This is a genomic window from Streptomyces gelaticus, assembly GCF_014649535.1.
Taxonomy (GTDB): domain Bacteria; phylum Actinomycetota; class Actinomycetes; order Streptomycetales; family Streptomycetaceae; genus Streptomyces; species Streptomyces gelaticus.
Window position 1 is genome coordinate 58,792 of sequence record NZ_BMTF01000010.1, and the last position, 23,519, is coordinate 82,310.

At 70.9% G+C, this 23,519-nt stretch carries 19 protein-coding genes and 1 pseudogene; 11 read left to right on the forward strand and 9 right to left on the reverse strand.

All coding sequences use genetic code 11. The annotated features are described in order from the left end of the window. Positions 1–173: 173 nt before the first annotated feature. From IE107_RS16765 to IE107_RS16780, 4 genes are all read right to left on the reverse strand, one after another. Positions 174–794 carry an L-threonylcarbamoyladenylate synthase gene (locus IE107_RS16765; protein WP_189544576.1) on the reverse strand — a complete coding sequence of 207 codons (621 nt, stop codon included), beginning with the start codon at positions 792–794 and terminating at the stop codon, positions 174–176. A gap of 402 nt (positions 795–1,196) precedes the next feature. Further along, positions 1,197–1,430, reverse strand: coding sequence for a hypothetical protein (locus tag IE107_RS16770; RefSeq protein ID WP_189544577.1), 234 nt, complete (start codon positions 1,428–1,430; stop codon positions 1,197–1,199). A 145-nt stretch (positions 1,431–1,575) separates the two neighbouring features. Further along, on the reverse strand, positions 1,576–2,271 hold the full coding sequence (locus IE107_RS16775; RefSeq protein ID WP_189544578.1) for a response regulator transcription factor: 696 nt from the start codon (positions 2,269–2,271) through the stop codon (positions 1,576–1,578). Further along, on the reverse strand, positions 2,246–3,490 hold the full coding sequence (locus IE107_RS16780) for a sensor histidine kinase (protein ID WP_189544579.1): 1,245 nt from the start codon (positions 3,488–3,490) through the stop codon (positions 2,246–2,248). Before IE107_RS16780 ends, IE107_RS16775 begins: the two co-directional genes overlap by 26 nt. Positions 3,491–3,794: 304 nt before the next feature. On the opposite strand from IE107_RS16780, the gene IE107_RS16785 reads away from it, so the two are divergent. Both IE107_RS16785 and IE107_RS16790 read left to right on the forward strand, forming a co-directional pair. Further along, positions 3,795–5,810: a DUF4139 domain-containing protein gene (locus IE107_RS16785; protein WP_189544713.1), complete on the forward strand. Its 2,016-nt coding sequence runs from the start codon at positions 3,795–3,797 to the stop codon at positions 5,808–5,810. 8 nt (positions 5,811–5,818) lie between these two features. Then, on the forward strand, positions 5,819–7,381 hold the full coding sequence (locus IE107_RS16790; RefSeq protein WP_189544580.1) for a mucoidy inhibitor MuiA family protein: 1,563 nt from the start codon (positions 5,819–5,821) through the stop codon (positions 7,379–7,381). Positions 7,382–7,423: 42 nt separating this feature from the next. Here the strand turns inward: IE107_RS16790 and IE107_RS16795 are convergent, their stop codons facing one another. From IE107_RS16795 to IE107_RS16805, 3 genes are all read right to left on the reverse strand, one after another. After that, positions 7,424–8,524 (reverse strand): hypothetical protein, encoded by a 1,101-nt coding sequence (locus IE107_RS16795; RefSeq protein WP_189544581.1) that lies wholly within the window; start codon positions 8,522–8,524, stop codon positions 7,424–7,426. Continuing rightward, positions 8,521–9,759 carry a hypothetical protein gene (locus IE107_RS16800; RefSeq protein WP_189544582.1) on the reverse strand — a complete coding sequence of 413 codons (1,239 nt, stop codon included), beginning with the start codon at positions 9,757–9,759 and terminating at the stop codon, positions 8,521–8,523. The genes IE107_RS16795 and IE107_RS16800 overlap by 4 nt, the downstream gene beginning before the upstream one ends. A gap of 516 nt (positions 9,760–10,275) precedes the next feature. Continuing rightward, positions 10,276–11,199 (reverse strand): recombinase family protein, encoded by a 924-nt coding sequence (locus tag IE107_RS16805; protein WP_189544583.1) that lies wholly within the window; start codon positions 11,197–11,199, stop codon positions 10,276–10,278. A 314-nt stretch (positions 11,200–11,513) separates the two neighbouring features. Here IE107_RS16805 and IE107_RS16810 point away from each other — a divergent pair, with 314 nt between their 5' ends. Both IE107_RS16810 and IE107_RS34940 read left to right on the forward strand, forming a co-directional pair. Continuing rightward, the gene (locus IE107_RS16810; protein WP_189544584.1) at positions 11,514–12,575 is read left to right on the forward strand and encodes a hypothetical protein; all 1,062 of its coding nucleotides are present in this window, start codon (positions 11,514–11,516) and stop codon (positions 12,573–12,575) included. Positions 12,576–12,875: 300 nt separating this feature from the next. Next, positions 12,876–13,472, forward strand: a complete 597-nt coding sequence (locus IE107_RS34940) for a hypothetical protein (protein WP_229867002.1) — start codon at positions 12,876–12,878, stop codon at positions 13,470–13,472. Here IE107_RS34940 and IE107_RS16820 read toward each other — a convergent pair. Continuing rightward, entirely contained in the window at positions 13,469–16,603 is a 3,135-nt protein-coding gene (locus tag IE107_RS16820; protein ID WP_189544585.1) for a Tn3 family transposase, read from the reverse strand. The genes IE107_RS34940 and IE107_RS16820 overlap by 4 nt on opposite strands. Before the next feature lie 281 nt (positions 16,604–16,884). Here IE107_RS16820 and IE107_RS16825 point away from each other — a divergent pair, with 281 nt between their 5' ends. From IE107_RS16825 to IE107_RS16835, 3 genes are all read left to right on the forward strand, one after another. Continuing rightward, the gene (locus tag IE107_RS16825) at positions 16,885–17,040 is read left to right on the forward strand and encodes a DUF6131 family protein (protein WP_189544586.1); all 156 of its coding nucleotides are present in this window, start codon (positions 16,885–16,887) and stop codon (positions 17,038–17,040) included. A 532-nt stretch (positions 17,041–17,572) separates the two neighbouring features. Continuing rightward, positions 17,573–18,142: a type 1 glutamine amidotransferase domain-containing protein gene (locus IE107_RS16830; protein ID WP_189544587.1), complete on the forward strand. Its 570-nt coding sequence runs from the start codon at positions 17,573–17,575 to the stop codon at positions 18,140–18,142. A 222-nt stretch (positions 18,143–18,364) separates the two neighbouring features. Continuing rightward, positions 18,365–18,928 (forward strand): hemerythrin domain-containing protein, encoded by a 564-nt coding sequence (locus tag IE107_RS16835; RefSeq protein WP_189544588.1) that lies wholly within the window; start codon positions 18,365–18,367, stop codon positions 18,926–18,928. Positions 18,929–19,050: 122 nt separating this feature from the next. Here IE107_RS16835 and IE107_RS16840 read toward each other — a convergent pair whose 3' ends face one another. Next, positions 19,051–20,082, reverse strand: coding sequence for an SMI1/KNR4 family protein (locus tag IE107_RS16840; protein WP_189544589.1), 1,032 nt, complete (start codon positions 20,080–20,082; stop codon positions 19,051–19,053). 363 nt (positions 20,083–20,445) lie between these two features. Between IE107_RS16840 and ku the strand changes: the two genes are divergently transcribed. The 4 genes and pseudogenes from ku to IE107_RS16860 form a co-directional block, all read left to right on the forward strand. Then, a complete protein-coding gene (gene ku, locus IE107_RS16845) occupies positions 20,446–21,381 on the forward strand; it encodes a non-homologous end joining protein Ku (RefSeq protein WP_189544590.1) in 936 nt (311 codons plus the stop codon). Between the two features lie 18 nt (positions 21,382–21,399). Continuing rightward, positions 21,400–22,353, forward strand: a complete 954-nt coding sequence (locus tag IE107_RS16850) for an ATP-dependent DNA ligase (protein ID WP_189544591.1) — start codon at positions 21,400–21,402, stop codon at positions 22,351–22,353. A gap of 381 nt (positions 22,354–22,734) precedes the next feature. Beyond that, the gene (locus IE107_RS16855; RefSeq protein WP_189544592.1) at positions 22,735–22,914 is read left to right on the forward strand and encodes a CsbD family protein; all 180 of its coding nucleotides are present in this window, start codon (positions 22,735–22,737) and stop codon (positions 22,912–22,914) included. 267 nt (positions 22,915–23,181) lie between these two features. After that, positions 23,182–23,519 (forward strand): annotated as a pseudogene (locus IE107_RS16860) (histone protein); the annotation flags it as partial.

The window sequence follows — 23,519 nt, forward strand, 5'->3', positions numbered from 1 at the left end:
CACCCGGCCGCGGCGGAGAGGCTCCGCCGCGGCCGTACTCATGTGCCGGGTGCACGTCTCATGGGACGGGTGCACGTCGTCCACGGGCCGGGTCCCTGCCGACGTGGCGCGCCCGGTGCTGGAGCGGTCCGACGAGGCGTCCGGGGAGAGGACGTGGAGTCCGGCCGGGGCGGCTACTCGAACCGTGTGACGTCACCGGCTCCCCGGCGGACGATCTCGGGTTCGCCGCCGGAGAAGTCGATGACCGTGGTCGGCTCGGTGCCGCAGTCGCCCGAGTCGATGACGGCGTCCACCACGTGGTCGAGCCGTTCCTTGATCTCCCAGCCCTGGGTCATGGGCTCGTCCTCGTCGGGCAGGAGCAGGGTGCTGGAGAGCAGCGGTTCCCCGAGTTCGGCGAGCAGCGCCTGCGCCACCACATGGTCGGGGATCCGGACTCCGACCGTCTTCTTCTTCGGGTGCAGCAACTGGCGCGGCACCTCCTTCGTCGCGGGAAGGATGAAGGTGTAACTGCCCGGCGTCGCCGCCTTGATCGCCCGGAACACATCGTTGTCGACATGCACGAACTGCCCGAGCTGGGCGAAGTTCTGGCAGACGAGCGTGAAGTGGTGACGGTCGTCGAGGTTGCGGATCGACCGGATCCGGCCGATGCCGTCACGGCTGCCGAGCCGGCACCCCAGCGCGTAACAGGAGTCCGTCGGATACGCGACGAGCGCGCCGGACCTGATGCTGTCGGCCACGCCGCTGATGGTGCGCCGCTGAGGGTTCTCGGGGTGCACATCGAAGTACTTCGCCATTCGCGGAGTCTAAGCGCTCTGCGGTGTCCGCCCCTCGGATCGGGAACCACATGGCCGTATCGGGCGAGTCCCGGTTCGGCCTCGTGCCGATTTCGGCGACGAGGCCGAGCGTGGTGGCCAGGATGCCGGCGCCGGAACGGGGGACGGCGAGCCGCCGGTGACCTGCCTGCCGGGTCTCGGCAAGCCGCTCGGCCGGCGCTTGGGCAAGTCTCGCGACCGTCGCCCTCGAACCGGCGCCGCGCACCGCCCGGGTCCGCGACGGCACGCCCGCCGACATTGGCTCGCGCGACCGGCGCGTCCTGGCCGCGGGGTGAGCCGGGCACGGCCCGCCCATGGCCGGCATGGGCGGGCCGCCCGGTTCCCGGGCAGAGCCCCGCCGGGTCCGCCGACCCGGCGCGCGGCTCACGTGGTGCACGAGGTGGTCCGGCTGACCCACTGGGCCAGGGTGATCTGCGTCGTCGGGCCGGTCCGGCCCGGCCCGCGGCGGGAGGACGTGTGGCCGCGGGCGGCCCTGGTGGCCGCGCACGCCTGCGCGTTCTTGCCCTGCCCGCGGGCGAGGGCGTCGCGCAGCAGGGTCAGGTGTGCGGGAACAGACTTCTCGCCGGACATCTGGGTCAGGCAGTGGGCTTCGGTCATGGCGAAACCTCCGTTCATGGCTCCACCTTCGCCCAAAGACACCCCCCGGCACATCGTCCCCGCACAGTGATTCCCGACTACCACGGCTGCGGTATCCGCTGCGCCGGACTACTGCCGGGACCGCCCGGGAGCACCGCGGCGACCGTCACGCGGACACCTCGGGGACGCTCGGCTCTCCCGCCGGAGTGACCAGCCCGCACTGATAGGCGACGACCACGAGCTGGGCTCGGTCACGGGCCGCCAGCTTGGTCATCGCCCGGTTGACGTGCGTCTTGGCGGTCAGCGGACTGACGAACAGACGGTCCGCGATCTCCTCGTTGGACAGGCCCAGCGCGACAAGGACCGTGACGTCGCGCTCCCGCGGCGTCAGGCACTCCAGCCGTTCGTGGACGGCCACCGGGCACGGATCCGGCTGGGCCAGGAACCGGGTGATCAGCGCGCGCGTCGCCGTCGGGGACAGCAGCGCCTCGCCGCCCGCGACCGTACGGACGGCGTCGAGGAGCTCCTCGGGCCGCGCGCCCTTGCCCAAGAAGCCGCTGGCACCCGCACGCAGCGCCTCGGCGACGTGCTCGTCGTCCTCGAAAGTGGTCAGGATGAGCACCTTCACGTCCGCGAGGTCGGCTGACTCGCTGATGAGCCGGGTCGCCTCCAGGCCGTCCGTCTCCGGCATGCGGATGTCCATCAGGACCACGTCCGGACGGTGTGCGGCGGCCAGCTCGACCGCCTCGCGTCCGTTGGAGGCCTCGGCCACGGTCTCCATGTCGTCCGTGGCGTCGAACAGCATTCTGAAGGTGCCCCGCAACAGGGCCTGATCATCAGCAAGCAGTACACGAATCGTCATGCCCGTCTCTCCGATCCCGTGCCGGGCCAGGGCGGCCGGGGCGCAGCGGCAGTTCGGCCGTCACGGTGAATCCGCCCTCGGGGCGTGGTCCCGCGTGCAGCCTGCCCCCGATCGTGGCAGCGCGCTCACGCATGCCGATCAGCCCGTGACCGGCCCCGGGGCGAGGGCGGTGAGGACGGTGCGGTCCGGCGGACCCGTCGTCCTCGACCGTGATCGTAAGCCGTTCCCGGTGGTAGTGCAGGCACAGCCGGGCGTGATCGGCGCCGGCGTGCTTGCGCACATTGGTCAGGGACTCCTGCACGATGCGGTACGCGGCCAGGTCGACCGCCGGCTCCAGCGGTTCGGTCTCGCCGCACCGGGTGTGGCTCACGGCCAGCCCGACCCGTTCGAACGACGCCAGCAGGGCCGGCACCTGTGCCAGGCCCGGCATCGGGTCGCGCGGGGCCACCGGGTCGTCGGACTGCCGGAGCAGGCCCACGGTGACCCGTAGTTCGTCCAGTGCGGAGCGGCTGGTGTCCCGGATGTCCTCCAGCGCGGTCAGGATCTGTTCCGGCCGCTGGTCCACCAGGTGGACGGCGACGCCTGCCTGCGCGTTGATCAGGGCGATGTGGTGGGCGACGATGTCGTGCAGTTCGCGTGCGATCCGGACGCGTTCGGCCGCCACTCGCTGCCGGGCCTCCTGCTCGCGGGTGTGCTCCGCGTGCTCCGCCCGTTCCTCCACGGCCACCACATAGGCGCGGCGTGAGCGCACCCCGTCCCCGATCGCGGCAGGCAGTGCCGTCCAGGCCACCATCGCGACCGTGTCCGGCGCCAGCCAGGACTGCGGGGTGAACACGGCGGCGGTGCTCACCAGGACGGAGGCCGAGACAACTGCCGAAGTCCAGCCGGTACGCCGGTCGGTGCGCGCGGCCACGTTGTAGACGGCCACCAGGACCGGGCTCACCACCAGCGGGCTGTCCCGAACCCCGAGCAGCTCGTAGGCCACCCCGCATACGACGGTGGCGGCCAGTACACCGACCGGGTGGTCGCGCCGCCGTACGAGTGCGGCGCAGCCGACAGCGGCCACCAGCACCGCGGGCCAGCGCAGCAGGAATTGGTGCTTGTGCGGTTCGATCGAGGCGGCCACGACCGACAGCACGAACAGCACGGCCGAGACGACCCCGTCCGCCGCGCGGAGCCGGGCCAACGCTCCGGGCCTCCAACTGTTGATCACCGCCATCCCTCCACCGTAGGGTCGACGGACGGATCAGGCATTGTCGCGCCTCGGCGGGGCCGGCCCGCTACCGCTGCCGTCCGTCCGCCGCTGCGGTGCTGTTTCCCGGTGCCGGACTGCGCGAGGGGGCGTCGTGGCCTCCCTTCCGCCCCTGTGGCAACGGGGTGCTGCGATACGGCGTCCGTCGCGCCCGAGGGTGTGGTCGGGTACAGCGCATTCCTCCCGGTCCTCCTGCCGGTCCGAGGCGGAGGAGCGGACCGCTCGCACGTAAGCTTCGCTCAGCATGGACACGGCAGGGGGGGCGGAGGACATGACGGCCGATTCGGTACAGAGGTGGGAATCGACGCTCGATTCGGTCGTGGTGTACGCGCAGGGCGCGCTCTGCCGACGCCTGGCCCGGGGCAGTGTGCCGCCCGACGGCCGGGTGCGGGTGACGGGGCTCCCCCGTTCGCTGGACCCGGACACACTGCGGGCACGCGTCCTGGGCGCCCCCGGCGTACGCGTCGGCGAGGCCCGGGTGGAGGTCGAGGCCGAGCCGCTCGCCGCGGGTACACCCGACGGGTTGCGGCACGAGTTCGAGCGGCTGCACGACGCGTACGCGGCTGCGCAGGGCCGCCGGGACCGACAGCTGAGCCGGATCGAGGAGATCAGGGCGCTCCACCCGGTCCCGCCCGCCCGCAGGCGCGACGACCCGCACCGCCGCACCCCCGTCGACGCGTGGCTGGAGCTGGCCGGCTTCGTCGAGGAACGGCTGGCGGGACTGCACCAGCGTCTCGTCGAGCTGGAGGAAACGCTGCGCGCCGCCGAGCACGCGCTCAATGTCGCCGCCGACAGGCTCGAACGCGCCTCCACCGATGCCCCGTCGGCGCGCGTGGAGACCACGGTCTGCGCGGCCCTGGCCCTCGACGGCGCCGGTGCTGCCGAGGTGGAGCTGGAGCTGGAATACGGGGTACCGGGCGCCGTCTGGGTGCCTTCCTACCGCCTCGCCCACCGCCAGGGGGACGACAGCGGCCGCCTGGTGCTGCGCGCCTCGGTCGCCCAGCGGACCGGCGAGGACTGGACCGACGTACGCGTCGCCCTGGCCACCGCCGATCTCCGGCGCCGCACCGACCTGCCGAGGCTCCGCTCGATCCGGATCGGACGCAGTCAGCCAGCCCCCGCGCCGTCCGGCTGGCGCGAGCCCCCGGCGGGGCTCTCCGACCTGTTCTCCGGGTACGACGCGGCAGGCCCCGGCCCGGCCCCGACCGCCCTGCCCCTGGCCGTCGGCGCCGGCTCAGCGTCCGGTCCCGTTCCGCCGCCGCCTCCCCCGCCGCCGGCACCGCAGGGCTACGCTGCCGCGCCGGCCGCGGAGCCGGCGCCCATCGGCGGATACAGAGCTCCCGCGGGGGCCTTCGGCGGCGGCATGCCCTTCGCCGCTGCCCCCGCCCCCATGGCGCCCGCGGCTCCCGGCCGGGCCGCGCCGCCGCCCCCTCCGGCACCGGAGCCCGGTCCGCCGCGGCCGAGCGGCACCGAGCTCGACTATGCCGTCCTCGTCCTGTGCGGCCCCGAGGAACAGGGCGGTCGCAGGGGCCGGCTGTTTCCCGGCTCTGCCTTCGACCCGGTGACGGCCGAGTACCGCCGCCGCGCCGAGACGGTGGCCGAGCTGCCGCTGCCCGGACAGGCCGTGCGACCCCGCGAGTCGGCGGGCTCCTTCGACCACCGCTTCGATGCCACCGCCCGCGCCGACATTCCGTCGGACGGCACCTGGCACACCGTCACCGTCGGCGAGATCCCGGTCGGACTGCGTACCGAGTACCTCTGTGTGCCGTCCGTGGAGCAGACCGTGTACGCGACGCTGGTGCTCTCCAACGCCACCGGCCAGGCGCTGCTGGCCGGCCCGGTGGAGGTCACCGTCGACGACGACCACCTGCTGACCGCCGCACTGCCCACGCTCGCCCCCGGCGGTGTGCGCCGGATGGGGCTCGGGCCGGCCGAGGGCATCCGGGTCACCCGCCGCACGAATCTGCACGAGTCAACCTCGGGCCTGCGCAACAACACCACCGTGCTGGACCACCGTGTCCATGTGGAACTGGCCAATGGGCTCGCGAGGCCCGTCACCGTGGAAGTCCTGGAACGGGTACCGGTCACCTCCGACCCGGACGTCCGGATCGAGGAACGGGCCGACTGGACGCCGCCGGAGCCGGGCTCGGGGCCCGATCGTCATGCGCCGGGCACCCGCGTCTGGCGGCTGGACCTGCCCGCAGGCGCCACTGCCGCTCTCGACGGCGGCTACGAGATCCGCATCCCGACCGGCAAGGCCCTGGTCGGCGGCAACCGCAGGAGCTGACACACATCATGTCCACGGCCCCCGAGCCGATCGCCCTCCCCGTCACCGCCGTCACATGTCTTGAGGACCGCGCCCACATCGAGCGCGCCGTCGTGCTCGACCTGGAGGCCGGGGTCCAGAGGCTGCGTCTCGGTCCGGTCAGCGCGCTGGCCGTCGACCGGACCCTGCGCGCCGAGCTGACCGCCGATCACCCCGCGACCGTGCTCGACGTACGGATCGTCCGCACCTGGACGCCGCGCGCGCCGCAGTCGCCCACCGACGACGACTCCGCCCTGCGCCACCGCGTACACGCCCTCGAAGAGGAGCGGACGGCCCTGGAGCAACGGCGCGACCGGGTGCGTACCCGCCTCGGCCTGCTCGGCCGCCTCGCCACCGATCTGCTGCGGGAGATCGGCGAGGGCGCCGGCTCCGGGGAGACGGAACGGACCCGGTGGGCCCGCGAACTCGACCGGGTGGACGGCGAACGCGACGCGCACAGCGAGCAACTCCGCGGCGTGGAGGCGCGGCTGACCGCCGTCGCCGCCGAACTCGGGGAGGCCCAGCGGGTCATGCAACTCGCCGAGGAGGAGCCCGCCGAGCTGGTCGGCCATGTCGAGCTGACCGTGGAGGCCGCGGCCGCGGGGCAGGCCGGGCTGCGGCTGAGCCATCTCACCCCCTGTGCGCTGTGGCGGCCCGCCTACCGGGCCGTGCTCGACGGGGACTCACTGACGCTGGAGACCGACGCGGTGGTCTGGCAGCGCACCGGTGAGGACTGGTCGGACGTGCGGCTGACGCTGTCGACGGCCCGCTCGGCGGCGGCCGCCGATCCGCCGCGGCTGAGCGAGGACCGGCTTACGCTCAAGGACCGCTCCGCGACGGAGCGCCGTACGGTCGACGTCGAGCTGCGCGAGGAGGAGATCGGGACTCTCGGCCCGGCTCCGGTGCTCGGACTGCCGGGGGTGAACGACGGCGGCGAGGCACGGGTGCTGAGATCCCCCGCGCCGGTCTCGGTGCCCGCTGACGGCCGCGCCCACCGGGTACGGCTCTTTGCGTTCACCACGGCCGCGGTCAGTGAGTACACCTGCTCGCCGGAGTTGTCCCCCCTGGTCACCCAGGTGGCGCGGTTCGACAACCTGTCCGGCCACGCGCTGCTGGCCGGCCCCGTGGACCTGGTCCGCGGCAGCGGATCCGGCGGCCGGGGCACGCTGGACTTCACCGCCCCCGGTGCCCCCGTCGAGCTGGCCTTCGGCAGCCGCGACGACCACCGTGTGGTCCGGCACACCGAGGAGTCCCGCGACACCGCCGCCCTCACCCAGCGGAGCGTGGTCACCCGCACGGTCCGGCTGCACCTGTCCCGGTTCTGCGCCCCCGGGGAGCACGGCGAGCGGGTCGTCGTCCTCCGGGAGCGGATCCCGGTCTCCGAGGTCTCGGCGGTGGAGGTACGCCTGCGCAAGGACGCGTGTTCCCCGCCACCGGATGCGGTCGACGCCGAGGGCATCGTCCGCTGGGCAGTCCCCCTCCCGCCCGGCGGATTCCGCACCGTCACCCTGGTCTACGAGCTGTCGGCGAGCGCCAAGGTCACCGGGCTCTGAGGCCGGTGCCGGCGCGACGGCGGCCTCATGCTCGGCACGGCCTCAGGGGCTGACCGGGGCAGAGCATCCGTGCCCCTTCGCCGAGCGCTCGGCGAAAGCCTTCAGCACGGCACGTTCGTACGCGAGGTCCGCCTCACCGCTCGGGCGCTTGCGGCGCTCCCCCTTCCCGTACGAGGGGTGCAGGGTGAACAGGGCCCGGCCGCCCGCGCACTCGGCCGTCGTCCAGCTGATGCGGCCGTCAGGGTCGCGATGGTGCGCGGGTGTGTCGCTGTCCGGTACGTCCGCATAGCGCTTCTCCTCCTCGTAATCGCGCAACTGCTCCTGTGCGTAGGGGCCGTAGTCCGCTGCGAGTACGTAGCGTGTGCCGTGGTCGGCGTCACCGAGCGCGCATGTCTCGTGCGGTGCTCCCCCGCGGGCGGTCTCGGTGGCGATCGTCACGCCGCGTGCGGCGGGGATACCGGAGCAGGTTCCGTCGGGCGTGTCCAGTGGCTCGTACTCGTCCTCGTGCACCGGCAGGTCCAGGCTGCCGACGGGCTTTCCGAGCCGGGCTCCGCAGTGCCGGGCCTTCGAGGCCCTGGCCGCGGTGGAAGTGGCGATCCTGGCGAACCGCGGTCGTACGGCCGGGTCGTCCAGGGATCTGCCGAGGGTGGTCTCGACGGTGACGGACAGGCTCTTGGCGCTGCTTCCCCCGGTGCATTCGAGGACCAGGCTCGTGGTCACCTTCTCGTCCTCGTCGGCCCTGAAGGGGTCCTGCGCTCCGAAACGGTCCGGGGCCGCTCCGAAGAGCCCCGTCCATCCATGGCCGACCGGCACGGCGAGCGCACCCGGCGAACCCGTGTAGAGGGAGTCCGGGCTCCGTCCGATCTGTGCGGTGTCGAGGACACGGATCTCGGCGGTGCCACTGTCCTGGACGTGCACCTCGCAGCCCACCAGGCCCGGACCGCTCGGCCCGGGCTCGACCTCGACGGCTCCCGGCCCGAGGACGCCGCGCACCGCGGTCCGGTCGAGCAGGCCGTCACAGGCTCCGTCGAGCGCCGAATCGTCCTTCCAACGCTGGAAGTCGCCGTGCACCAGGAGATACCCGGCGACGGCGACGGCCACGGCGACCACGGCCGCGACAGCCCGCAGAACGATCCTCCTCATCGCCATCCCTCCACCTCTCCGAGGATCTCGGTGTCGTGGCACCGCTGCTGCTCGGGCCAGCCGTCGGGGCCGGTGAGATAGCTGTCCATCAGTCGGCGCGCGTCCTTGGAGAACTTGGTCCGCTCCGCCTCACTGAGCGTGCGCGGGCTGAGGGTGGAGGTCTCGGTGCGGACGGTGACGCGGTGGTACGTGGCGCCCGCGGCGCACTGCGACCGTGCCCACAGGGCGAGTTCGTGCGGCTTCGAGTCGGGGATGGCCTTCGTCCGCTCCCCTTCGAGGAAGTCGAAGCTGTCGCCGGTGCGGTAGTACTGGCCGTTGGCGGACTCAGCGAGCGGACCGGCCCAACTCGCCGCCGACACACCGACGACTGCGCCGTCGGGCGGTGTCGGATCGGTGTCCATCGGGTCCTCGCGGTCCAGGATCGTGGCTTCGCAGACGCTCAGCAGCCGTGAGTCCTGCAGATCGCCGCCGGCGGTCCACCTGCCGGGGAAGCCCGCGCTCTCACCGAGCCCTCGGCACTTCTTCACGCCCAGACCCGGCTCGTCGATCCGCTCGACCTTCATGTTGCCCCCGTCCGCGTCCGAGATGACATGGGCCTCGTACGTGTCGACGACCCGCGTGGGCATCCTCAGCGGCGAACCACCGCATTTCTGAGCGGCGTTGATCCCATTTGCGACCTGGACGGCGGTACGGAAGTCGGCGAGGTACTCGGCCGGCTCGCCCTTGCCGGGAACGGGCAGATCGACATCGGCTGTCACATACATCCCGGAGACCTCGCGGACCCGCCCCTCCAGCCCGCCGGGGCACTCGGCGACCACCCAGGTACGCCCACCCTTGTCCACCCTGCCGGTGACTCCGGGCGCCTCGTACCCCTCGTCGTCACCGCCGGGCAGGATGTCCTCGGCCCGCACCGTCATCGGCACCCGGGAGATGAGCGCGACGGCGCGCACCCGCACCGACCCGTGCCCCGGCCAGGTGACAGAGCAGTTCACCAGGGAGCGGCTGTCCTCATCGGGATCGAGCATGGTGCCGTACTGACTCACGACACCGGCAACGTCGTCGGGCACGAGGCCCCGCAGCTCCTCGTACGGCAGCAGCCCCGCACAGGCACGCTTCAACTGCGCCCGGTTCGCCGCCGAATGACCGCTGCCGTCCGCCCGGTCGACGCCGAGGAAGAACACCGCCCCGGCGACCACCGACACGAGCGGCACCCCCAGGAGCAGCGGCTTGCGCAACCATGACGGTACCCGGCCCACGGAGCCCCCCTCACCGGTGGATCAAGGCCTGGAACCTATCAGAGCCGCGACTTCCCACAAGTGGGGGGATCCAGGGCCGGGACCACGGCCCGACGCGGCACCGACCGCCATCCGGGCGAGCAGAACGGTCGTTTCCGTGGTGAGGTTTCGTGCAGTGCCGGTGCGGCAGGTCACCGGCGCCGGGCCCCACCCGTACAACCACCGTCATGATCAACCGCTTCGTGCGGCGCGGGGCACCCGCGCTCGCCCTCGTTCCCCTGTTCCTGGCCGGGCCCGCAGCCCTCCGGCAACGGCTTCACCGTCTTCGGCGAGATCACCACGCGGGAAGGGGGCGACGTCACGGACCTGGAGGCCCTGGTCGACCACCTCAAGCAGACGACGGCCGACACCCCGGCCACTCCCCCGGCGCCGGGCCGTATCACTTTCGTCGCCCGCTGACCGCACGGGACCCGGCCTTGGGGAACATCGGTACAGCGGTTAACGCTAAGCCGGTGATCATGGTCCGGGTGTGAGCGTGCTGACCCTGTTCTCGTACTCGCGGCGTGCCTTGCGCTGGGCAGGGATCGCGGGGGGCCCGTGGCCGCCGTCGAGCGGCTGGCAGCGGGTGAGGAACTGGCGGTGCACGGAGGGTGCGGCGGTGACGCGCAGGGTGTAGCCCTGGCCGCGCCGTACGGTGACCCCCTGGTCGAGCGCGGCCCGCTCGACGGGGTCCAGCTCGGCGGTGCGGAGAAAGTGGGCGACCTTGCCCGGCATGTCGAGGGTGACCGGCAGCTCCGGCGGCGGAACGACTTCGGCGGTGGCGGTGTGGTCGGGCAGGAGGTCGGCGACGGCCGTGCGGATCGCGCCGCGGCTGACGCCGTGGTCGCGGGCGAGGGCGGCGATCGAGCGGTCCTCCAGGTAGGCGGCGCGGACCGTGTCGGCCTTGTCGACCGCGACTGCGGGGCGGCGTCCGCCCTTGTTGCCCTTGGCCTCGGCGGCGCGCAGTCCGTCGTACGTCAGCTCGCGCTGGAGGTCGCGTTGGAGTTCGCCGGCGGCGGCGAGGGTCTGCACCATGAACTTGACGGTGGACAGCAGTTCGCCGGTGCGCGGGTGGCGGGCGGTGAGGTCCATCGCGGAGAACGCGCCGTCGTGGATGCGCAGCGCGACCTCGTCGCGGTGGAGGACGTCGAGCACGTCGAGGATGTGGCCGGTGCCGCGTACGAGGCGGAACATCTCGGAGATGTGGACGGTGTCGCCCGGCCTCGCGTAGTTCAGCAGCTCGCGGAACTTCGGCCGCTGGAGCGGGTGGAGGCGGCTGGAGGTTCCGGGGTCCTCCTCGAAGACGACGGGGTCCTCAATGCCGGCCTCGTGAAGGACGAGGTTCTGCCGAGCGGTGGACTGCTGGTCGGTCGACACTCGCTTGTAGACGAGATTGGCCACGCTGTTCCCCGCTTCTGCCGCCGCATCGGACCTTGGGTGTCATCTAACCCTGTCGTCAGCCGTCATCGGATCTCATGGGATCGGAGCCGCCGTCGGGCCCCGGAATCACTGGGTTCATTGGACGCCCGTCGCCCCTGTCGTCATTCGATCGTTTGACGACACTCGGCGGACTGCCCGGAAGGCTGGAGATCGGAGGGCACCGCGAATGATCACGGCTGTACCTCTGTTCCCAGGGGACGTACTCCCGAAAGCGCCCGCGCTGTCGCGAGCATGCCCATAATGGCGGGACAGGGGACGGCATGGGGGGGGCCGACGTGGATGCACCTGACCTGGCGGCGATGGCTGCGCAAGCTCTCTCAGCCGCAGCATCAGGCGCCGCGAATACGGCGGTGTCGGATCTCGTACGCGGCAGGCTCAGCCGTTCCGCTCGCGGGCAGGCCGCCCTAGACGAGTTGGCCAACGCACCAAGTGATCCCGAGACAAGCAGTAACTTGCAAGCCACCCTTGCTGACGAGATCAGCAGCGATGCCGAGTTCGCTGGACGGCTCGCAGTGCTGCTCCATGCACCCTCACAACAGCACACTGGCAGCGTCGTCATGACAGGCAGCAAGGTGACACGCAGCCAGGTAGCACTTGGCCCGCTGACCATCAACAACACCCGTGCCGGGCAGCTGTCCCTCGCTGCTGGTGTCCTCCTGGTGGTGCTGATCGTCGCGCTTGCCGCCTACGGAGGTGTGCGGCTGTTCGACAACACCGACGACTCACCACTCAACGCGCCGTCGGAACCCGGCACTACGCGCTCTGCCAGCCGCGCCGCTGCTCTCCCGCCCACGACCGATACGGTCAGCCAGATCCTGCCGGGTCGAAGCAGTATGGACGCCCAGGAGTATCCCTGGGCTGGGACACCAGAGGTTAGGACGTCAGCGGCTGGTAGCGGCCTCTGTCGGGCAGCACCCGAATGCGAGAGGAATGCCACCGCGGCCGGCGCGGTGGAGTTCGGCCGGGGCGAGAACGAGGGGGAGAACCGGGCTGAGTTCTTGGTGCTGGCGTTCCCGGACGCTGCTGCCGCCCACCGGACGTACATCGACATCGTGCAGGACTATGAAGAGGCCGACCGCGGGTTCGGCAACTTCCGCAAGGTAGCGCTGGAGCGAAGAGGCGAGGAGAGCCAGGGTTTCGATGAGTACGGCACGGATGCCAAGAGCAACCCGGCACCGTTGAACGTCAATCGGATGCTGATTTTCCGGCAAGGCGCCTTCATCGGCGTAGCGCACCAGATGGACGACCCGACCGAGCAGCGGGGCACCCGTATCCTCAGTCTGTCCGCCATGCTTGCCAACCGCATCGCAAAAACCGACGCCGGAAAGACCCCGTAGCGGACGCCTCTCACTGTCACGGGGTGGATCGCGCCGCCCGTGCCGCACCCTCTATCGCCTGCCGGGGCCGGGGAAAGGCCAGGGGCGCCAGGTTGAGCCGCTTATCCATATCGAGCCGGAACGTGCCATACGGGTTGATGTTCGACCAGAACAGCGCGGTCAGCCCGCGCCGGTCCTCGTCGTTCAGCGTGCCCTCGCCGCCCAGCTGCGGGCCGAGATCGAGGGTGCCGTCCGCGTAGCCGCTCGTTCGAGTGACGGCGCACTGGTCCCGGCCCGCGGACCGGTGGAAGACTGTGGGCCGTGTCTGGGTTCGCGAGAGATCCGAAGTACTACGGCGACCGGCTGGTGTACGAGCCGCTGGAGCGGAAGTGGGCCGGGTACCACGCCCGGCACTGCGGGTGCGGCCGGGACTGGCTCGAAGCCCATGCCATCCCGGCCGGGTTCACAGTGATTCCTCGGGGCAAGACCGGCTACTACGGACTCGTCGGCCCCGGCCTGACCGAAGGCGTCGACGAGGAGAAGCTGACTGCTGACGCCCTGTGGGAGGCGGTGACCGGCAAGCCCGGCACCCAGACCTGGCACGAGTCCGTGCACATCACCTGCCGCAGCCCGGAGTCGGAGGCGGCTCGCAAGGAGCACTACAAGCAGCTCTACGCCCCTGCCCAGGAGCGGCGGAAGCAGGCGAAGACCGAGCCGGCCACCGAGGCACAGGTGAAGTACCTGACCACGCTCGCGGAGAAGGTCGGCAAGGAGCGGTTCGACACCGAGTTCGCCAAGGTGATCAAGGGCAGCGACATCGCCCCGCGCGCTCCCCGGCAGCGGTGCGCGACGGCCGCGAAGCGGCTGACCAAGGCCAGGGCCCGCAAGCTCATCACCGCGCTGGTCGGCCACGACTAGTCCAGCTCGGCCCCGTCGTCGTCCTCGTCCAGCTCCGGCGCCTCCGGGTCGTGCAGCGGGCGCAGGCCGGCGGCCGGGGCGGAGGCGGTGAAGCTGTAGCGGCCGAGCAGGTTCAGGTTGCGGTGCTTGAGCGGGGACAGGCGGGCGATGTCCTCGTCCCGCAGTTCGTGGCCCTCGGCGCGGAGCTGGGCGACGGCGGCGTCGATGTACTTCGTCGTCCACAGCACGATGGCGTTGAGGACCAGGCCGAGCGCTCCGAGCTGGTCCTCCATCCCGTCGCGGTACGCCTGATGGATGGTGCCGCGCTTGCCGTGGCACACGTCGCGGGCGAGCTTGTGGCGGGACTCCTGCACGGTGAGCTGCCGGTTCATCTGCCGCCGGTAGGTGTCGTCCACCGGATCGACCACCCGCAGCAGGTGCTCGGTCTTCGCGATCCGCCCGTACTCCGCGAACGCCGCCCCGAGCGGGGTGGGGCGGCCGTCGCGGCCGAACATCCGCAGCAGGTCGTAGGCGCGGACCTGGTTGGTGACCAGGGAACCGGCGACCTTCAGCATGTCCGGCCAATGCGTGATCACCTTGTTCAGGTTGACCCGGTTGCGGGCCAGGTCCTCCACCGGGCCGTACGTACCGGTCTCGACGCCGGGCATGGTGGCCCGCCAGAACCGCTGGTCGTCCAGGTCGCGGAAGCGGGGGCTGAAGTTGTAGCCGAGGATCTTGAACAGGCCGAACACCATGTCGGAGTACGAGGCGTTGTCGGTCGCCACCATCTCCGGCTTGACCCCGCCGTCGAGGTTCAGCAGCGCGTCCAGGATGTGCAGGGAGTCGCGCGGGGTGCCGGGGACAACCATCTGCCCGATGCCCGCGACCTGGTCGTTGACGGCGTTGAGCCAGGTGATGCCGCGCTTGAAGCCGAAGTACTTCGGCGAGGGGGCGGCGCTGATGGTGCGCACCGGCACTTGGAAGCGCAGCCCGTCTACGGAGGCCAGCAGCCCCTCGCCCCAGTACTGGACGATCGGGATGTCGGCCTGGGCGGCGATGAGAGCTGCGTTCGCCGCGGCGATGGTGTCGGCGCGCAGGTAGTACTGGTCCACGTGCACGAGCCGGGCCCGGGTCAGGGCCTCGTAGCCGGGGTTCACCACCGGAGTCAGGCCGATGTTGCACGCCTCGGAGACCAGCAGCGCGACCATGGAGGTGGGCAGGTCCTTCATCCGGGTCGTGCCGTCGCCGAGGTGGACGAAGGCGTCGAGGAACCCGGTCCAGGCGTTCACCTCGAACAGCAGGTCCGGCAGGTCGATCTTCGGGAGCATCTTCTCGACCCGCTTGCGCAGCCAGGCCAGCGACTTGGGCTCGCCGAGCGCGCCGAGCTTGTCGACGTTCAGCTTCACCCGCCCGTCGTCCTGCACCTCGATGGACACCTTCGCCGCCGGCCCGGCCTCCGTGAGGCGCATCGCGAGCTGCTTCCATCCGGCGTCCAGGCCGCGCACCAGCTCCGCCAGGTGCTCGGTGACGGGCATGTCCAGGCTCAGTGCCGCCAGGACGTCCTCCTCGACCGCGTCCCAGTCCGGGCCCTCCAAGAGGCGGGCGCGCGGGTTGGACCAGCGGTGCGAGGGTGAGGCGAAGACGTCGCGGTTGTTCAGGGCCCGGTGCAGCTGCTCCAGCACGCACACCACGTACGCGTCCCGGTCCACCGCGCCCTGCGGCAGATCGGGGTTGGCGTACACCGCCTTGCGCCATGCCGGCGGCACGAGCTTGTCGTCGACCTCGCGCGGCAGCAGAGGCTTCACCCCGACCTTCCGCCGCGCCAGCGCCGGAAGCCCGCGCACCCCGGCCAGGACCCGCTTGCCCGCGCTCGCCGCGTCGAGCGCCTTCGACTCGCCCAGCAGCGCGAGGAACGGGCGGACCGTGGCGTACCGGGTCGCCAGCGCGGCCCGCATCGCGATGTCGGCCGTGTTCTCGTCCTCGGGCACCAGAGTCACCACGGTGGCCGCCGCGCTCATCACGGCGGCGCGCGGGGCGACCTCCTCCACCGCCGCCCACAGCGCGGCCACGTCCAGGTCCGTCTCCTGCTCCTCGACCAGCTTCAGCTCCTCGAACAGCACCTTCGCCGCCCGCGCGAGCGTGCGCGATGCCTTCTCCAGCTGCGGCAGCGTCGACAGCCGCTCCTTCTCCGTCTTCCGTTTCGCGGCGTTCAGCAGCCGGGTGGCCATCAGGACCTGGAAGAGATCCAGGGCCTCGTCGATCGCCTTCGCCTCCAGGTGCCGCATGACCGCGGTGAGCATCGCCGTGCGCTTGGGCTCCGTCGCCCGCTCCAGCAGCGGCGCCTTTGACCCCAGCGCGTACCGGGCCAGCGCTGCCATCCGGTTCGGCGGGATCTGCGACAGCCGCAACCGGCCCAGCCGGTAGGCGCCGATCTCGTCCACGCGCTCCAACGCGCGGGCGAACGCCGTGCCCGTCGTCCGCGTCGGCGGCCGGCGCAGCCGCTCCAGCTCCGAGAACCGCGCCCCCTCCGGCGTCTTCAACGTCGCCACCAACTCGCCCGGCAGCGCCGGGTCGGCGCGGCGGGCGGCGCCCGCGACCGTGGCGTGCAGCCGCTTCTCCGCGACCTTCCGGGCCTCCGACACCTGCCGGGCCAGCACGCTCACCCCGGGCAGCAGCACCCGGTGACGGCGCAGCCAGCCCACCGCCTGGTTGAACAGCGCCACCGGCCCCTCGGCGTGCGTCCACGCCCGCCCGTGCAGGAACGTCCGGAACCGGCGCGACCACTCCGCATCCTCGTACTCGCGGTACTCGTAGGCGTCCCGGATCTCCCACGCGTGCTCGTACGGCGTCGGCTTGCGCTCGGTGTACCGCTTCACGCACGAGACGTCCTCGATGCCGAGCTGCACGGCCAGGTGCTCGACCACGACCCACGGCACGTCCAGCGGGTCGTCCGGGAGGAAGCGGCCGATGTAGCGCACGGTGCACATCTGGAGAGCGAACCCGAGCCGACTGTGGTCCCCGCGCCGCTTCGCGATCAGCTTGCGGTCCTCGTCGTCCAGGAAGAAGAACCGCTCCAGCTCCGGCCGGGTCGGCTCCTCTTTGAACTTGCCGTACGACGCCGCCTGCTCATCGGTCAGGAACTCCACTGGCATGGACGCGAAGCTATCGGCGCCCGCAGACGCTCAGGGATCTTCCGCCGAACCTCGCCGCCGGGCCTGCCGCCCGTGGTAGAGGCCATGATCACCGGCTTAGCGTTAACCGCTGTACCGATGTTCCCCGAGGCCGGGACCCAGCCGCGGAACCGGACCGCCGAAGACCGGTGGTCCGGTTCTCGTGCAGCCGGCCGGAGTGTGGCCCTCGGGCCGTCGGCGGTTGCCGCGGCGACTCAGCGGAGACAGAGTGAGAGAAGAGCCACACGAGATCGGAGCGTGTCGTGATCATTCTCGGAGTCATCCTGCTTGTCATCGGATTCGTGACCGGCATTTCCATCCTGTGGACGATCGGGATCATCCTCGCCGTGGTGGGTCTGATTCTGTGGATCCTGGGCGGGATGGGACACGCGGTCGCCGGACGGAAGCACTACTGGTAGAGCGACCGGACAAGCGTGCGGCGCCTGCGGCAGGCCTCGGTGCAACAGCCGGGAGGCACGGCCGGCACGGCGATCCTGGCACGGGTGGTCCGCACGAAGTGGTCGAACCGTGCCCCGTACCCCGTGTTCCGCTGGTTCGGAATCCGAGCCGCTCCCCGCAGCGGTTCCCGGATGCCTGGTGACGGCGCTGCGCGATCTCGCCCGCCAGGCGACACATTGCTCCCGGAGCCCGCTGGACGAGGCCGCGGGCCGGACAGCCACGGAGACGATCATGTGCTGACCCGCCGGGCATGCCCGTGGCCCTGCGCGGTGAAGGGCCGGCCGAACCCGCTGCACCACCCCGCTCGGGCGTCGGCGCCGGAATGGACCTCCCCGGCCCCGCGGGCCCCACGTCGCGCACCGTCGGTGTGCACGGGAACGGTGACGGCCTCTGAGCAGCACGGCGTCTCGCCGCCCCGGACACCGATGCGACGGCAGGCAGCCCGCAACGTTCGGAAACCCAGGACTCCACCCCTCCCGAAAGGACCCGGGAATGTCTGACAACGACGTGAGCAAGCGGAAGGTACTGGCGATCGTCACGAACTACGGGGTCGAACAGGACGAGCTCCTGGTACCTCTGGAGCACCTGCGCGGCTGGGGCGCCGAAGTGGATGTCGCCGCCGTGTCCACGGACGACGTCCGGACGCTGGTGAGGAACAAGGCCCCCGGGAAGACGGTCCGGCCCGAACTCTCGCTGGCCGACGTGGACCCGGCCGCCTACGACCTGCTGCTGGTCCCCGGCGGCACCGTGAACGCCGACACCCTGCGCAGACAGGATGCCGCGACCGGCATCGTCCGCGCCTTCACCTCGTCCGGACGGCCCGTAGCGGCCATCTGCCACGGGCCGTGGGCCCTGATCGAAGCAGACGTGGTGGCGGGAAAGAAGATGACCTCCTACCCCTCGCTGAGGACGGACATCCGCAATGCCGGGGGCGAATGGGCAGACGAGCCGGTCGTCACGGACGACACCCAGGGCTGGACCCTCATCACCTCACGCAACCCGGGTGACCTCGAACCGTTCCTCCGCGAGGTGGATTCGGCGCTCGCCGTGAGCACCCAGTGAGAATCTCTTCCGAGCGACGCGCAAAACCTGGCTCCCGCCACACGGGCAGCGCGCGGGAAGGAAGAAGCCGCGCCGCCCCGGCCGCCGCCTGAAGGAACGCGACTGCGCCGAGGAGGTGAGTGGCGGGTCTGTCGTCGCGTGCGGAGCGGGGCTTTCCGGTCCGTTGCGGTTGTCTGGCACCCGAACCGCGCCCTGCGGGGCAACGAGCCGGGAAGGACTGTCATGGGACACGGCGGCAACGTGATCGAGGAACTCATGGCCGATCACCGCGAAATGGACGAGCTCTTCGCCCGGATCGAAGCCCAGCCGGTCGGTCATCCGCAGCGGCGGGAGCTGGCGGACGTGCTGACCGCGGAGCTGGTACGCCACTCGATGGCCGAGGAGATGCATCTGTATCCGGCGGTACGTGAGCACGTTCCGCACGGCGGGGCGATGGCCGACAAGGAACTCGCCGAACACACCGAGGTCGAGCGGATGCTCAAGGACCTGGAAGCACTGCACCCGGATGATCCGCAGTTCAACGACATCACCGCGAAGCTGAAGTTCAAGGTCGCTTCCCACGTCCGCGAGGAGGAACACGATCTCTTCCCGAAGCTCGCGGAGTCCTGTTCGGCCGAGAAGCTGGACGAGCTGGGGCAACTGGTCCGTCTGTCCAAGGAAACGGCCCCCACCCGCCCGCATCCGCTCCTCCCCCACTCCCCGCCCCTCGAGAAGCTGATCGCTCCCGGGGCGGGGCTGGTGGACCGCATCCGCGATCTGCTGAGCGGCCGCAGGACCACGGAATGATCCTCGCCGCACCGGGCACGGCCGAGCGAAAGGCCGGAACCACCGGGGTCGAGGGACGACCGACCCGGCGGGAGATCTCGCCGTGCCCCGGGACCGAGGACTCCTTCGCCGCACGAGCACGGCTACCGGTCGCCGGCCACGGCGGCGAGTTCGCCCAGCAGGGCAGTGACGGCGGCATCCGTCATCCGATAGCCGCCTGAGGTCTCGGAGATACGGCCCGAGGCGACACGGGAGTTCCACCAGTCCTCGAGAAAGCCGCGGGCGTATCCACCGGTGCTGAATTCATAGGGCTCGGCCACGAGACTGAAGACGATCATGAGTTCGTAGTCCGGCAGCGCGTAGGACCGCTCGTACTGCGCAGGCGTCCTCATGTACCGGTCGAAGGAACCGACCTGGTTGAAGCTGGTGAACAGCCAGAACAAGTAGTCGTACATCAGCGTGGAGCGCGCGTCGGCGTGCAGGGCGAAGAACCCCTTGTCGTGCACGATGGCCTCCGCGAGGACCCGCATGCGCCGGTCCGCGTCGGGCAGGACGCCGGCAACCTCGCGGAAAGCACGCAGCAGCACCGGGGAGAAGCTGCCGTCGCGCACCGTGGCCAGGTCGTCGATCAGGTCCTGCTCCGAGGTGTCGTAGACGGACCCGTCGACCAGCCCCGTGACGAAGGCCTCGAAGTTCTCCGCGACCGAGGTGATCGCGAAGTCGTCCTCCTGGTCGACGTGCACCACGGCCGGTTCGCCGTGCCTGCCGCACGCGCGGTAGTCGAGAGCGAGCATGTCGTGGCCGGCCGATGGTGTGTCGGCGAAGTAGACACCGATGTCGGGGTACTCCCACATGTCGACCCAGAACCGACTGCCGAACTCACCGCAGAGCGACTGCGGTCTTGCCCGTCCGATGCCTCTGATACCGGTGATCACGATGTGGTCGTCGGCCCAGGAGGTCGGCTCGGTCATGGGGAAGTGGTCCCGGTCCGGTACGCCGCCGTTGTGCGCGGTCATCAGCGCGACGTAGGAACCGGGCAGCCGGTATCCGCCGAGCTCCTCCTCCACCGACGCGATCAACTCCTGCGTGGGTGGGGTCTCCTCCACGTACTCCTTCAGCGCGTACGCCGAGTCGTCCCAGAACCCGGCCACGTCGAAGCCCTCGAAATATCCCACTGTGCCCTCCCAGGCCCGGTCATCCGGCGATCGTACGTTCCGCCTCCCGGACGCGATCACGGCGGGCGACCGCCGGAGCAACGGACGCTGGTCGTGTGCTGGACCGGCAAGGGGTCCGCGCCGGCGAGCCCGGGGCACGGCCGCCAAGCCGCGACGAGCGGGTGGGAGGGCCGTCCGGCGAGCCGGTGCGCCCTGCCGGCGTGGCCCAGCCGGAGTCCTGGTGATGCGATCATGCCGGCCCCGCACAAGGATCGGATTGCGGGCGGTGGCCCGGTCGCGCCCCCTGCCTTCAGGCGGGGAGACCCTCCTGGCGTTCCGGTCCGCTTCCCGGTCCGTACCCGCCAGGGGGGCCTGGAGGTATGTATGCCGCGGCCTTTGTGGACCGGTGCCATTTCGTTCGGCCTGGTCAGCATCCCGATCAAGGTGGTCAGCGCGACCGAGGACCATGCGATCCGCTTTCGGCAGGTCCATCTGGAGGACATGGGCAGGGTCCGCACACGCAAGATCTGCTCGATCGACGACGAGGTCGTGCCGCAGGAGGAGATCGGCAAGGGCTACGAGCTCACCCGGGACGAGGTCGTACCGGTCACCGATGAAGAGCTCGACGAGATGCCGCTGCCCACCGCAAAGGCGATCGAGATCGTGGCATTCGTCGACGCCGACAGCATCGACCCGGTCCGGATCAGCGACAGCTACTACCTCGCCGTCGGCGGACAGGCCGCCGCCAAGCCCTACACCCTGCTCCGCAGAGCACTGGAACGCTCGGACAAGGTCGCCGTCGCGAAGTTCGCCTGGCACAACCGCGAGCGACTGGGGCTGCTCCGCGTGCGCGACGACGCCCTCGTCCTGCACGCGATGCGGTGGCCCGACGAGATCCGCAGCCCCGAATCCCTCGCGCCCAGGGACGTCGACCTGGACGACGAAGAAATCGAACGGGCCGTCCAGCTCACCGAAACCATGGCGCTCGACGACATCTCCGGATTCCGGGACGAGTACCGTGCCGCCCTGGAGGAACTGATCGAAGCGAAGTCGGAGGGCAAGGAGCTCCCCGAGCAGGCCGAGGGCGAGGAGAAGGAACCCGGGAAGGTCGTGGACCTGATGGCCGCGCTGAACGCCTCCGTCAAGGCGGCCAAGGAGAGCCGCGGCGAGCACGGCCAGGAGGCCACCGTGCACACGATGCGGCCCCGCAAGAAGGCCGCGGCGAAGAAGGCCGCACCGGCCGGGAAGACAGCCACGAAGCAGAAAGCGGCCAAGAAGGGCACGGCCAAGAAGACCACGAGGAAGCGCAGCGCGTCCTGAACAGCGGGAGCAGCGATCATGGTGAGTCTGCCGCGGATCGCTCCGATGCTCGCCACCGCGGGCACCCTGCCGGCCGCAGCCGGCCAGGACCACTGGGCGTTCGAGGTGAAACAGGACGGGCAGCGGGCCATGGTCTACCTGCCGGGCGACGGGACCACGGTCCTGCGGTCCCGGTCGGGCGCGGACATCACCACCGTCTACCCGGAGCTCGTGGGCCTCGGGTCCGTGCTCGGCCGGCCCGCGGTCCTGGACGGCGAGATCGTCGCACTCGACAGCGAGGGACGCAGCGACTTCGAACGGCTGCAGTCCCGCATGGGACTGACCTCCCCGGCGAAGGCCGCCCGCATGGCTCGGATCGTGCCTGCCCACCTGGTCCTGTTCGACGCGGTGCATCTGGACGGCAGCAGCCTGACCGGGCTGCCGTACACCGAGCGCCGGGGTCTTCTCGAAGGCCTGGGACTGGACGGAACGCACTGGTCGACGCCCGCGGCAGTAGTCGGGCACGGCGAGCAGGCCCTGGAGATGACCAGGGCCGCCGGGCTGGAGGGTGTGCTCGCGAAGCGGCTTGCTTCCGTGTACGAACCCGGGATCCGGTCCCGCGCGTGGATCAAGATCCGGAACATCCGGACCGCCGATGTGATCGTCGGTGGGTGGGTACCCGGCCGCGGCCGGCTCACCGGCCTGCCCGGCGCCCTGCTGGTGGGAGAACGGCACAGTGGCGTCCTCCGGTACGTGGGCAGCGTCGGCACCGGGTGGAGCGACACCGAACGGACCACCCTCGCCCGTCTGCTCCACACCGCCGCGATCGACGAGTGCCCCTTCGACGAGACACCGGGCGTGACCGGAGCCCGATGGGTGCTGCCCCGCCTGGTCGGCGAGGTCCGCTACACGACCAGGACCCGCGCGGGACTGCTCCGCCAGCCCTCCTGGCACCGGCTGCGCCCCGACCTCGCACCGGACGACCTCGGATGACCCGGCACCTCCTACTTCCTGCGCGGCCGCACGCGCCAATCACCCTGCGTGTTCACGGAATCGGACTGCTACGGACCCGGTGGCCGAGAGCTCCGTGACGGTCAACGCATCTCAACTGCCCGTGAGCGTCTGCGACGACAGGTTCTTGATTGGTACCGGCCATGTGCGCGACGGGGGCGCGCGGCTCGTTCGGTCGTCATCACGCATCCGAACTGAGCCATATAGCACCGTATTCCGATATCGAGAATCCAAAACCTGCAGTCAGGTCGCCCGTTACCCTGCCGGACCGACCCGATGCGGCCCGTATCCACACCGCGCCGATGTGCCGGAGAGGAACTACGTTTGAGAGTGAGTGCGATATCGCCCGTCGAAGGGTTCGCCATGGTTCACGGAAGCGGCAAGGACAAGATCAAGGGCAAGGCTCAGGAAGCCATGGGCAAGTTGACGGGCGACCGGCGCAAGGAGGCCGAGGGAAAGATCCAGCAGGCCAAGGGCGAGATGAAGAAGAAGATGAGTGGTGGCCATGACCAGCCCCCACCCCACGTACCGCCCGCCCCGTAGCCCTCGCCGTTGCCCCACCGCACGACCGGAGACGGTCGGCGGTCGAGAAGTGCCGGATGACGGCCCGCACGTTCCGTTCAAGGGACGTGCGGGCCGTTCGTCGCTCAACGAACCGGACCCGGGCCGTACGGCCGGTCGACGGGGCCGCCTCCCCGGAGAATCCGGGGGCCGTACGCGCGCTGCTCGACGACGACTCGGGCCGGAACACCAGGAGCCGGAGGTCGCTCGCAGCGCCCCCGGCCGATGCTCTACGAAGGTGATGCACCCATGACCGAGGTCAACAGGCTGTTGCTCGCCACAGCGCTGGCGGGCGGTTACGTGCTGGGACGCACCAAGAAGGGGCGCCTCGCGCTGGCGGCCGCCTCTTATGTGGCAGGCCGGCAGTACGGGATCGAACCGCGGAAGCTCGTGTCTCAGGGCATGAAACGGCTCGCAGAGGTCCCCCAAGTCGCGGACCTGGGGGAACAGGTCCGCGGCGAACTGATGACGGCGGGCCGCGAGGCGGTTTCGGCGGCTGCCGACCGCCGACTGGCTTCCTTCGCCGATGCCCTCCATGAACGGACGCTCCGGCTGGAAAGCGCCGGGGAGCAGGGACAGGGCGAGGA